This is a genomic window from Allosphingosinicella deserti, assembly GCF_003012735.1.
In the GTDB taxonomy this organism is placed as follows: domain Bacteria; phylum Pseudomonadota; class Alphaproteobacteria; order Sphingomonadales; family Sphingomonadaceae; genus Allosphingosinicella; species Allosphingosinicella deserti.
On record NZ_PXYI01000006.1, the window covers coordinates 166,562 to 178,946 of the forward strand.

Genomic DNA, 12,385 nt, shown 5'->3' on the forward strand with positions numbered 1-12,385 from the left:
CTGCTGACATGCGGCCGCCAAACAGGCCGCCCTCTGGGCGAAACGCACCTCGTCCCACTGGCGCACGCCGCGGCGCTGTCCTACGTCCGGCCAGCTTCCAGCGCCCCAGGAGTCCCGTCTTGCGCCCATCCATCCTCGCTCTCCCGATCCTCGCGTACGCCGCCGCCTGCACGCCCGCCGCCGAACAGGCGCAGCCCCAAACCGCCGCCGCAACGCCGGCGCCGACGGTCGCGCCGATCCTCACCGGCGAGGACGCCCGGGATGCGTCCAGCTACGCCCGCCCCGCCGAGGCGCGGGTCACCCATGTCGCGCTCGATCTTGCCGCCGATTTCGCCGCCAGGCGCCTCTCGGGCACCGCCACCCTCGATGTCGCGGCGACCCGGGACGCGAAGCAGATCGTCCTTGATACGAAGGGCCTCGAGATCCGGACGGTCACCGACGATCGCGGCCGGGCGCTCCCGCACGCGCTCGGCGCCGCCGATGCCGACCGCGGCGCCCCGCTCACCGTCCAGCTCCAGGGTGCCCGCCAAATTCGGATCGCTTATGCGAGCGCGCCCGGCGCCGAGGCGCTGCAATGGCTGTCGCCCGCCCAGACCGCCGGCAAGGTCCATCCCTTCCTGTTCAGCCAGGGCCAGGCGATCCTCAACCGCACCTGGATCCCGACCCAGGACAGCCCCGGAATCCGCCAGACGTGGGAGGCGCGGATCGTCGTGCCGGAGCCCTTGAGCGCGGTGATGAGCGGCGAGCGGCTGACTCCCGAGGGCGAGCCGGCGGCGACAGGCACCCGCGCCTTCCGGTTCCGCATGGACAAGCCGGTCGCGCCCTATCTGATCGCGATCGCGGTCGGCGATTTGACCTTCCAGCCGCTCGGCCCGCGCACCGGAGTCTATGCCGAGCCGGCGACCCTGCCCGCCGCCGCGGCGGAGCTGGTCGATACCGAGAAGATGGTCGAGACCGCGGAAGGCCTGTACGGCCCCTATCGCTGGGGACGCTACGACATGATCGTGCTGCCGCCCGCTTTTCCCTACGGCGGGATGGAGAATCCGACCCTCACATTCCTCACGCCGACCTTCATCGCCGGTGACCGCAGCTTGAACGGCCTCGTCGCGCACGAACTCGCGCACAGCTGGTCCGGCAACCTCGTCACCAACGCCGTGTGGGCGGACAGCTGGCTGAACGAGGGCTTCACCTCCTATTTCGAGAACCGGATCATGGAGGCGCTCTACGGCCCCCGCCGCGCCGCGCAGGAGGCGTGGCTGTCGTGGGCCGACATGGAGAAGGCGCTGAAGGAGCTCGGTCCCGACGCGGCGGGAACGCGTCTGCACGACGACAGCGGCGCCGATTCGGGCGGCATCGTCTACGACAAGGGCGCGACCTTCCTGCGCACGCTCGAACGCAGCGTCGGCCGCGCCCGCTTCGACGCCTATCTCACCTCCTATTTCGATCGCCACGCCTTCCAGCCGATGACCTCGGCCCGCTTCCTCGCCGATCTGCGCGCCAATCTCGTCCGCGGCGATCAGGCGCTGGAGCGCAGCCTGCTGCTCGACCAATGGGTCTATCAGCCCGGCCTCCCCGCCAACGCCGCCCGGCCCGATGCGACCGCGTTCGCGCCGGTCGATTCCGCGGTCGCCGCGTTCAACGCCGGCGGCGCCGCAGCGCGTGTGCCCTATGGCGGCTGGACCACCGCCGAGCGCCTCCGCTTCCTGAACGCGCTGCCCCGAACGCTGCCGCAGCCCCGCCTCGCCGAGCTCGATCGCAATTTCAAGCTGTCGGACAGCGGCAATGCCGAAACCCTGTTCGCCTGGCTCCAGCTCGCCCTCGCCAACCGCTACGAACCGGCGGTGCCCGCCGCCGAGCGCTTCCTGCTCGCCATGGGCCGCCGCAAATTCGTCGCCCCGCTGTTCGAAACGCTGATGGGGCAGGGCGACTGGGGCCAGCCGATCGCCCGCCGGCTCTATGCCAGGGCACGCCCGATGTACCATGCGGTCACCACCAGCGCGGTCGACAAGGTGGTAAAATAGGGGGGCGTCCGGCTCTATCTCTCCCCCACTGCAACCCGTCATCCCAGCGAAAGCTGGGATCCCATGGCGAGTTCGCGCCCATGTGGATGAAGAGCCCTGTGTCTTTCCGCGCCGAGATCCCAGCTTCCGCTGGGATGACGAACGAAGGGAGAGCGGGCCGTGCGCCGCATGCCGGGGAGCGGGATACCGGCTTCCGCCGGGATGACCGGGGGAGGGGCAGTAGGATGGGCACGCAAGGCACAAGGCGGAGAAACCCCCGCCACGGTCCGCTCCCACGCCCGTAATCCACCCCGCCCCCCAACCACAATCCCTAGTTTCCATCCCCCCATCCGCACGCCCCACCGCCGCCCAACCGTTCGTCGCAAAAAAGCGACTCCCGGACCTTCGCCGCGCCCTTGATTTGCAAGCGAAAACCGCCTCCTTTCATCGCATCCGGGCACACGAAATCCGTGGATAACTCATTAAGGCTCTTGGCGGCGGATTCGAGATGCTTCACTAATGGTAGTGGCGCTGCCACGGGGGCGACGCTACAACTTGTATCACCGTGCGACGGTCACCATCTTGGTCCGGACACGGAAGAGCCTTGTCCTGTGGATATCGGGGACAAGATCGAACAAGCGCCGCGCCCCCTTCGCAAACGCGCTTTGTTTGGGCTATGGCCCGTAGAACGAATTGAGAACAAGGGGTTTGAGCGATGGATCTTAGCGGCAGCAGCGACGTCGGATCGGGCGACCTCAATCTGACCCTGGACGCGACCGAGACCAGGCCGGCCGCCAAGCCGGCTCTGTACGCGCTCGACGTGGATCGCAGCCGCGATGCCTTGCTCACCGAATTCGGCAAGGACACGTTGCGCGACCGCTATCTGCTGCCCGGCGAATCCTACCAGGATCTGTTCGTCCGGGTGTCCTCGGCTTATTCGGACGATCAGGCCCACGCCCAGCGCATGTACGATTACATGTCGCAGCTCTGGTTCATGCCGGCGACGCCCGTATTGTCCAACGGCGGCACCGGACGCGGCCTGCCGATCTCCTGCTATCTGAACAGCGTCGACGACAGCCTGGAAGGCATCGTCGGCACCTGGAACGAGAATGTCTGGCTGGCCAGCCGCGGCGGGGGCATCGGCACCTACTGGGGCAATGTCCGCGGCATCGGCGAGCCGGTCGGCCTCAACGGCAAGACGTCGGGCATCATTCCGTTCGTCCGGGTGATGGATTCGCTGACCCTCGCGATCAGCCAGGGCTCGCTGCGCCGCGGCTCGGCCGCCTGCTATCTCGACATCTCGCACCCGGAGATCGAGGAATTCCTCGAGATCCGCAAACCCTCGGGCGATTTCAACCGCAAGGCGCTCAATCTCCACCACGGCGTGCTGGTCACCGATGCGTTCATGGAAGCGGTCCGTGACGGCGCCGAATGGACTCTCCGCAGCCCCAAGGACGGTTCGGAGCGCGCCAAGGTCGACGCCCGTGCCCTGTTCCAGAAGCTGGTCGAGACCCGGCTGCAGACCGGCGAGCCCTACATCATCTTCATCGACAAGGTGAATTCGACGATGCCGCGCCATCAGCGCGATCTCGGACTCAAGGTGTCGACGTCGAACCTCTGTTCGGAAATCACCCTGCCGACCGGCATCGACCATCTCGGCAACGCCCGCACCGCGGTCTGCTGCCTGTCGTCGCTGAACCTCGAGACCTGGGACCAGTGGAACGGCGACAAGCGCTTCATCGAAGACGTGATGCGCTTCCTCGACAACGTGCTCAGCGACTATATCGAGCGTGCGCCGGACGAGATGGCGCGCGCCAAATATTCGGCGGCGCGGGAGCGTTCGGTCGGTCTCGGCGTGATGGGCTTCCACTCCTTCCTCCAGGCGCGCGGCATCCCGTTCGAAGGCGCGATGGCGAAATCGTGGAACATGCGCATCTTCCGCCACATCAGCGCGCAGGTGAACGAAGCCTCGATGATGCTGGCGCACGAGCGCGGGCCGTGCCCGGACGCCGCCGACATGGGCGTGATGGAGCGGTTCAGCTCGAAAATGGCGATCGCGCCGACCGCGTCGATCTCGATCATCGCCGGCGGCACCTCCGCCTGCATCGAGCCGATCCCGGCCAACATCTACACCCACAAGACGCTGTCCGGCTCCTTCTCGATCCGCAATCCGTATCTGGAAGAGCTCTTGAAGCAGAAATCCAAGAATTCGGAAGGCATCTGGTCGTCGATCCTTGAGCGCGGCGGCTCGGTCCAGCACCTCGATTTCCTCACGCCTGAGGAAAAGGACGTGTTCAAGACCAGCTTCGAGATCGACCAGCGCTGGCTGATCGAGCTCGCGGCCGATCGCACGCCCTATATCGACCAGGCGACCTCGCTGAACCTGTTCATCCCGGCCGACGTCGACAAATGGGATCTGCTGATGCTCCACTACCGTGCCTGGGAGCTCGGCGTGAAGTCGCTTTACTATCTCCGCTCCAAGTCGGTCCAGCGCGCCGGCTTCGCCGGCGGCGTCGAAGCCGACAACACGCCCGACCTCAAGCAGATCGAGCTGGCGGCGACGACGGACTATGACGAATGTTTGGCGTGCCAGTGATCTACTCCTCTCCCCTTCAGGGGAGAGGTTGGGAGAGGGGGAGTCGGTCGACCCTCCTTCGCCTCCCGACATGCGCCCCCAGTCTGCCCCTCTCCCTCACCCTCTCCCCTGAAGGGGAGAGGGGATCCACGCGCCCCACCGGCCGCGCCACCTTTTTCTGATCGGGAGTAAACCGATGTCCCTTCTCGAAGCCCGCAAGCAGTACAAGCCGTTCGAATACCCTTGGGCGTTCGAATTCTGGAAGCGCCAGCAGCAGCTGCACTGGCTGCCCGAGGAGGTGCCGCTCGGCGAGGATTGCCGTGACTGGGCGCAGAAGCTGACCGAGCATGAGCGCAACCTGCTCACCCAGATCTTCCGCTTCTTCACCCAGGCGGACATCGAGGTGCAGGATTGCTACCACGAGAAATACGGCCGGATCTTCAAGCCGGTCGAGGTCAAGATGATGCTCGCCGCTTTCTCCAACATGGAGACGGTGCACATCGCCGCCTACTCGCATCTGCTCGACACGATCGGCATGCCGGAGAGCGAATACGGCATGTTCCTTCAGTATAAGGAAATGAAGGACAAGCACGATTATCTCGCCACCTTCGGAGTCGACAGCGACGAGGATATCGCCAAGACGCTGGCCATGTTCGGCGGCTTCACCGAGGGGCTGCAGCTCTTCGCCAGCTTCGCGATGCTGATGAACTTCCCGCGCTTCAACAAGATGAAGGGCATGGGCCAGATCGTCTCCTGGTCGGTACGCGACGAGAGCCTGCACTGCGAAGGCATCATCAACCTGTTCCACGCCTTCACTAAGGAGCGCGATTGCCTGACCGCCGCGGTGAAGAAGGACATCCGCGACGTCTGCCACACCACCGTCGACCTGGAGGACGCGTTCATCGATCTCGCCTTCGAGCAGGGCCCGGTCCCCGGCATGACTCCGAAGGAGATCAAGCGCTACATCCGCTACATCGCCGACTGGCGCCTCAGCCAGTTGGGCCTGCGCCCGATCTTCATGATCGAGGAGCACCCGCTCCCCTGGCTCGCGCCTCTGCTGAACGGCGTCGAGCACGCCAATTTCTTCGAAACCCGCGCCACCGAATATTCCAAGGCCGCGACCCGCGGCAATTGGGGCGAAGTCTGGGACAATTTCGACCGAAGGAAGAGCGCCAAGGCGGCCAACGACGCGGTCATCGCCGCGGCCGAGCCGGTGGCGCAACCGGAGGGGGATATGTTCTCGCGGGCGGGGGTTGCGGCGGAGTAACGAGCCGTCAGCCCACACTTCTTGCATCAGCGGAAGGCCACGCACGAGCCTCACGAGAACAGCTTCAGGGGTTGACCGCTGAGCGAGAGTTCAGCGGTCCTTCGGAGTTGTGGCCTTAGACTCAGGTTTCCAGTCCGAACACCTGCGGGAGACGCAAACTTCAACTCGTGCCGTGGTCACGGTTTGCGAACGCAATGCTCCCGCGTGGCCAGCACCGCCTTCACGTCGGCATAGGCGACGCCCCACATCGGGTCCGCCTTGAACAGGATCAGACCGGCCGCAGAGCCAATCTCGGCTTCGGTAAGATCGCTGCACTCCCGCTCCTCCTCGCACCAGCGCAGCCGCTCGAGCCGTGCCAGCAAGGCGCCGGTCGGCATCTCCTCGAGAGTCCGCCGCGCGATCGGGGGGAGCACCCGATCCAATCCATGTCCTCGTTTCATCAATCACGATTATCAGGTCATACCAAGCATCGGGGTTCCGGTGGGTTCCGGTGACAGTGCATCGATTTCCCACTACAGGATACCGGTGAAACCCCGCTCGATATAATGGAACCTCAACGCGCCGCTTGAAAAAGCCGGCGTTGCGCAGCGTTGATCGAGCGCTCGTCCCAATCGACCTCCCTCCTGGTGACCGGCAGAATCTCTCTGCGATCGTCCCAATCGTAGAAGAACGTGCCGTGAATCCCTTGTGCGTCCCTCTTCAGGATCGGGCGTTCCCAGATCCGGGAGAGGATGTTCCCCGCTTCGCTCTCTCCCAGCCGCGTCACCACATCCTCGATCAGTGCCATGTCCTGATCGTCGGGAAAGATCGCGGCGAATTCCTCGTCGGTCGCCTGGAACAGGCTGAAGGTCGCATTGCGCGCGCCATTGATGATCTGGATGTTCCGCATGCATCCAGTCTGGCGTGTGCAGACTGAGTCCGCAACGGAAGTCGCGGGTTCCGGTGCTGGCAGGTTCCAGTGGGCGGGTTCCGGTGACGGGTTCCGGTGACAGGGTTCCGGTGACAGTGCACCGATTTCGAGCGATTCCACCTTGATCGGGGTTCCGGTGACAGTGCACCGATTCCGAGCGATTCCACCTTGATAGAGTTCCGGTGACAGTGCATCCATTCCTCGGCGAATTCCAGCTCCTCTCGTCAGGCCGGTGACCTACCTGAACCCGCGGGACAACAGGGATTCGGCTTTCGGCCGTGTCTCGGCGCGGAGTCTCCGCACCCGCTCACGCTTGTCTTGAATCGTGCGCATCAGCTATTTCCTGCATCAAGGAGGCCGCCGTGGCGCAATTCTCCGTACGCGATGCCAGGACCAATTTGTCGCGACTCATCTCCGCTGCGCTGAATGACGACGAGGTGGTCATCGCCCGCCGCGGCGTGCCGCTGGTGCGCCTGGTGCCGGTGACGCCGCGTGGCCGACGGCAGTTCGGCGCGCTTCGGGGAAAGATCGCGATCGATGCCCGTTTCGACGAACCGATAGGGGACCAACCCCTGTGATGCTCGTGATACTTCTATTGGCACAAGCCGCCCCGGCCGGGAGCGGACCTTGGGACCGGTACAAGCAAGAGACGCCCGCGCCTGAGCGGTTAGGGGCGGGGCCACACACTCTTGTCATTTCCGATGGTAAGGGGATGACTCGAATTGAGTACCGCACAGGCGCCGGATGTCAGCGCGCCCGCGATGTGCTGCGGCGGCAAGTCGAACCTCCTCGGGACAGCCCATACACGGCCCATGGACGGCCTACGGTGCAGGCGTTTTGCGTTCCTCGGGGCTAACCGCCTGCGCATTGCAGTGACAGAGTTTCGGCATTCGGCCGTCGCGCCGCGCTGGGACGAAGCCGAATTGCCACACGATGCCACGAAGAGACACGAAACACAAAGAAGAGGAAAGGGCTTCGCTGCGGCCCCGCTGCGTTATCGCGTTCTGCGCGCCTTCGCGCCTACCGGACTGCCCCTAAGCCATCCGCCGCCGTCGGAGGAGCGCGCGGGGCCATCGCGCCAGATTGCCGAACCATCCCGGGCTCGGGAGGCGCTCGCTAAGGCCGCGTCGCCCGCAGCCCCGCCGCGCGGATACCCGCTTCGGCACAGGCGATGTCGCTTTCGGTTGGCGAGCCGGACACGCCGATCGCGCCGAGCGGGCGGCCGTCCGCGGTGAAGACGGGGAGGCCGCCGCCGGCGGTGGCGATGCCGGGGGCGGTGGGGACGTTCCAGCGGGCGGTGTCGGCGCTGGGATAGCCGTAGGTCGCGGCCGAGCGGCTCTTCCACGAGGCGATGTCCGACACCGCCGTCGACGCCTCGTCCATCCGCGCGAAGGTGAGCAGGCGGCCCGCCTCGTCGTGCACGGCGATCGCGACCGACAGCTTGTTCTCCCTGGCGAACGCCAGGCAGCCGTCGCGCATCCTGGCGGCGCTGTCATAGGTCAGCACCGGCCGCGGAGCCTGCGCCGGCGCCGAGGTACCGAGCGCGGCAAGGCAGGCTGCAGCAACGAACGTCTTCATCTCTTCCCCTCCCAAGTCGGAGCGGCGAGTAAATGCCCTGCGGGCGCTTCGGGCAAGCGCTTGTGCGTCGCGCAGCCAGATCGCTGCTGCATTCGGACTGCTTTGGCATCACCAGATCTCGGGCAAGCAGTTGGGCGGTCGCGCCGGGATACTCATGCGATTGCGTTGCGCGACGCTTGTGCCAGAATGGTGGGAGGGGGCACATAATGGCGACGGCAGGCAGAGAAGCGACAGGACCAGCGCCGGCGCGTGCTGACGCAGCCTTGGCTCCGACGAGACGGTTCGCGACCCGCGACCTTCCCGAACATCGGCGAGACGAACTGATCCGGGAATTTTACGGACGGATCGGCATCGGCGTCGATATCGCGCCGATCGACGTGCCGCTCGATCTCGACATTTCGACACTGATCCTGCCGCAGGTCATGATGATCGCGGCAACCACGACGCCGCTGAGGTGGGATCGCCGCCCGGACCTGACCGCCGACGGCAATGACGACATCTGCATCACCTGGGCTGCGGGTGGCTATGCCTTCCGCCAGCGCGGTCGCAGCGATGTGGAAATCGCGCCCGGCGCCGCGTGCATCATCCCGGTCGACCGTCCCTGGAGCGCCGCAACGCTGGACGGATCCTGGAAAACGAACATCCAGATCGAACGGCGCCTGCTCCTGGAGCGGGTGCCAGGCCTCGAAGACGTCGCGCCGGATTGCATCGAGCGCCGCAGCCCCGAAGCCGCTTTGCTGTTCGATTATCAATGGTGCATCGCACGCCGGCCGATCACGGAAGCGATGGCGCCCAGGATCGCCGAGCACATCGCGGATCTCGTCGCACTCGCGCTGGGGGCCTCGCCGGATGCACGGCAGGCAGCCAGGGAAGGTGGCGTACGGGCGGCGCGGCTGCTCGCCCTTCAGCGCCATATCGCGGCCAATCTTCACCGCCCGATGCTTTGCGCGCGAAGTGCCGCACAGGCCCTGGGGATCAGCGAACGCTATGTTCGAAGCCTCCTCGCGGATGAGGAGACCACCTTTTCCGATTATGTATCCGATCGCCGGCTCGATGCGATCCGAAGCCGACTTCTGCAGCCGTCCCAAGCCGTCCTGCCGATCGCCGACATCGCGGCGGAGTTCGGCTTCTTCGAGCCATCCACCTTCTACCGCCGGTTCAAGGGGCGCTTCGGGGTGAGCCCTTCGGAGTTTCGCCGGGGATAATCGTCTGCCCTGTTCCGCCCGTGCACCATCCAGTGCCGCTGGTGCCACATCGCTAGGGCTGGAACGGCCCTATGCGGTCTCCGGATTGCGCAGGTGATCAGCGCCGCGCGACGAAGGGGATCCAATCATGACCAAGACCACGCGCGTGGCGCTCACCGCCGCTGCCTCGATCACCGCGCTTTCCTGGGCGGTTGCCGCGGCTGCGGACCCGACACCGCCGTGCAACGCGGGTGCCGGTGCCGGGAGCACGGAATGCGGCGCCAATTCGACGACCGGCGCCGCCGTCGAGGCAACCGCAGTGGGGGCGGGAAGCCAGGCGACCGGCGATGGCAGCACCGCCACCGGCAACGGCGCGGTCGCCTCTGCGCCCTCGGCGTTCGCCGGCGGCCAGGGCGCAATCGCCAATGGCCCGAGCGCCACGGCCATCGGCCTGGACAGCGCTGCGTCGGGTGGCCAGGCCACTGCTCTGGGCGCATTCAGCGAAGCAAGCGGCGACACTGCTACCGCGTTGGGCACCGGCAGTCAGGCTGCGGGTGACGGCAGCAGCGCCGTCGGCAACGACGCGGTGGGATCGGGCGTGTTCTCGAGTGCCTTCGGCAGCAACGCTGCCGCAACCGGTCTCGACAGCGTCGCCGTGGCGATGCTCTCCACGGCAAGCGGCGAGGGGGCGATCGCCATCGGTCGATCCACCGAAGCCGCCGCCGATTACGCGATCGGCATCGGGCGCAGCGCCGCGGCCAACGACACCGGCGCGATTGCAGTCGGCTATCTGGCGACCTCGTCCGGCGTGCGCTCGATGGCCGTCGGCTTCGAGGCCGGCGCCGCCGGCGACCAGTCCTCCGCTTTCGGAGCCTTCTCCGCGGCTTCGCAGCCCGACGCGACGGCTCTCGGCGCCGGGGCGCAGGCGACGGGCGTCGGCGGCACTGCCACGGGTCGTGCCGCGTCGGCGTCTGGAGGTTCGTCGAGCGCCTTCGGTATCAACGCGGCCGCATCGGGATCGAGCAGCCTCGCCATGGGCGTACAGGCAAGCGCGACCGGCGCGGGCGCGATCGCGAGCGGGGCCGATGCGCAAGCTTCGGGCGCGAACAGCATCGCTACGGGCCAGTCGAGCCGGGCGTTGAACAGCAGCGCCGTTGCCTACGGCAATTCTGCTTTTTCCGTGGGAGAAGGAAGCGTCGCCATATCCACATTTGCGCAAGCGACGGCCGATCTCAGCATCGCCATAGGCACGCAGAGCGGCGGGTACGGTTTATCGAGCATCGGGATCGGAGTCCTGGCTCAGGGATTGGGCGAAGAATCGGTTGCTCTCGGGGCCCTGGCGAGTGCAGGCGCCGACGGCAGCAGTGCGTTCGGCGCCAGAGCGCGCGCCGACGGCGTCAACGCGCTTGCCATCGGCATGGAGAGCCGATCGGAGGGGACTGCTGCGGTCGCGCTGGGCCGCGAGGCTCTGGCGACCGGCGAGCAGTCGACGGCGCTCGGAACCCAGTCCGTCGCCGTCGCGTCCGGCAGCGTCGGGATCGGCTACAATGCGGGCGCCAGCGGGAACTTCTCGGTGGCGATGGGCCAACAGAGCGCAGCAACAGGCGCCTCCTCGCTCGCGCTCGGCGCCGGTTCGACCGGAGGCGCCGCGGAAGCCACGGCCTTGGGCTGGTTTGCTAAGGCCAATGGGGTGCAGGCCGTCGCTTTGGGCGCCCAGAGCGAGGCGGCAGGTGCGCTCGGCACCGCGCTCGGCGCCAACAGCAGTGCGGCGGGCGAGCAGGCGACCGCTCTCGGCAGCGGCAGCGGCGCGCTCGGCGTGGGGAGCACCGCGATCGGCCGGCTGGCCGCGGCGTCCGCGGACGGCGCGGTTGCGCTGGGTCTCGACAGCCGAGCAGAGGGCGTGAACGCGGTTGCGCTCGGCACGAACGCGATCGCGGCACAAGATGGCTCCGTGGCGCTTGGCGCCGGCGCCACCACCACCGCCGTTCGACAGGTGGCGCTCGGCGGCACCGGCAGTTCGGTTCGCGTCGGCGACATCGCGGCGAGCAGCGCGGCGCAGGCCGGTACCCTCGGGGTGGCAACGGTGGATGCGTCGGGCACGCTGGGGCGCGATACCACGCTCTTCCCGGCGGTCGGTGCCTTGCAGGCGGGGCAGGCGACGCAGGCAAGTCAGATTGCGGCGATCCAGACCGTCAACACCAGCCAGAGCGGGCAGATCGCAGCCGTCGAGGCGGTCAACACCAGCCAGGCAACCCAGATCACCGCCCTGCAGCTCGGCTCGGCAAGCCAGGCCATGGCGATCAATGCGCTCCAGGCCGGGCAGGCTGCACTCAGCGGGCGCGTCGATACTCTGTTCGATCTGCGGGCGCTCGATCGCCGCGACATGCAGGAAGGGATCGCAGCCGCGGTGGCCATGGGGCAGGCACCCATGCCCTCTGCGGCGGGGCGGACGAGCTACGTGCTGAACGTATCGACCTTCCGCGGCGAGCAGGCGCTGGGCGGCTCGATCATGCACCGCCTCGATGGTGACTCTCCGGTCGGCATCGGAATTGGATTCTCGTTCGCCGGGCACAAGAACAACGCGTTCCGCGCCGGCATCGCGGGAGAGTTCTGAAGGCAGGCGATACGAAGCTCACCGTGCGGGGGGCTGCTCGCCTCGCACGGTGACCCGGATAACGTACCAGCGAGCGGCCTCGGCGGTATGTCGCGCCGACCGGCTCCTCCATGAGGGGAGGCGGACACCGCGGTCGACCCGTCGTCCATGCGCGCGAAGGTCAGCCGCCGTCCCGCCTCGCCGTGAACGGCGATCGCAACCGCGAGCTTGTGCTCCCGCGCGAACGCCAGGCGGTCGTCACGCATCCTGAGGGCGCT

Annotated in this window: 9 protein-coding genes; 6 read left to right on the plus strand and 3 right to left on the minus strand. The window is 66.9% G+C overall.

Annotated features, from left to right (window positions below):
• Positions 1-119: 119 nt before the first annotated feature.
• From C7I55_RS18300 to C7I55_RS18310, 3 genes are all read left to right on the plus strand, one after another.
• A complete protein-coding gene (locus tag C7I55_RS18300) occupies positions 120-2,021 on the plus strand; it encodes a M1 family metallopeptidase (RefSeq protein WP_233222285.1) in 1,902 nt (633 codons plus the stop codon).
• A gap of 694 nt (positions 2,022-2,715) precedes the next feature.
• Positions 2,716-4,596: a ribonucleoside-diphosphate reductase subunit alpha gene (locus C7I55_RS18305; protein WP_106514466.1), complete on the plus strand. Its 1,881-nt coding sequence runs from the start codon at positions 2,716-2,718 to the stop codon at positions 4,594-4,596.
• A gap of 175 nt (positions 4,597-4,771) precedes the next feature.
• On the plus strand, positions 4,772-5,842 hold the full coding sequence (locus tag C7I55_RS18310; RefSeq protein ID WP_106514467.1) for a ribonucleotide-diphosphate reductase subunit beta: 1,071 nt from the start codon (positions 4,772-4,774) through the stop codon (positions 5,840-5,842).
• A 176-nt stretch (positions 5,843-6,018) separates the two neighbouring features.
• Here the strand turns inward: C7I55_RS18310 and C7I55_RS18315 are convergent, their stop codons facing one another.
• Together C7I55_RS18315 and C7I55_RS18320 are read right to left on the minus strand one after the other, a co-directional pair.
• Positions 6,019-6,255, minus strand: a complete 237-nt coding sequence (locus C7I55_RS18315) for a hypothetical protein (protein ID WP_146151067.1) — start codon at positions 6,253-6,255, stop codon at positions 6,019-6,021.
• A 140-nt stretch (positions 6,256-6,395) separates the two neighbouring features.
• Positions 6,396-6,731 (minus strand): hypothetical protein, encoded by a 336-nt coding sequence (locus C7I55_RS18320; protein ID WP_106514469.1) that lies wholly within the window; start codon positions 6,729-6,731, stop codon positions 6,396-6,398.
• 383 nt (positions 6,732-7,114) lie between these two features.
• Here C7I55_RS18320 and C7I55_RS18325 point away from each other — a divergent pair, with 383 nt between their 5' ends.
• Positions 7,115-7,330 (plus strand): type II toxin-antitoxin system Phd/YefM family antitoxin, encoded by a 216-nt coding sequence (locus tag C7I55_RS18325; protein ID WP_106514470.1) that lies wholly within the window; start codon positions 7,115-7,117, stop codon positions 7,328-7,330.
• Positions 7,331-7,868: 538 nt separating this feature from the next.
• Here the strand turns inward: C7I55_RS18325 and C7I55_RS18330 are convergent.
• Entirely contained in the window at positions 7,869-8,330 is a 462-nt protein-coding gene (locus C7I55_RS18330) for a GlcG/HbpS family heme-binding protein (protein WP_106514471.1), read from the minus strand.
• 263 nt (positions 8,331-8,593) lie between these two features.
• Here C7I55_RS18330 and C7I55_RS18335 point away from each other — a divergent pair, with 263 nt between their 5' ends.
• Positions 8,594-9,535 (plus strand): helix-turn-helix transcriptional regulator, encoded by a 942-nt coding sequence (locus C7I55_RS18335; protein ID WP_158266487.1) that lies wholly within the window; start codon positions 8,594-8,596, stop codon positions 9,533-9,535.
• Positions 9,536-9,662: 127 nt separating this feature from the next.
• Entirely contained in the window at positions 9,663-12,128 is a 2,466-nt protein-coding gene (locus C7I55_RS18340; protein ID WP_106514473.1) for a hypothetical protein, read from the plus strand.
• Positions 12,129-12,385 lie beyond the last annotated feature (257 nt).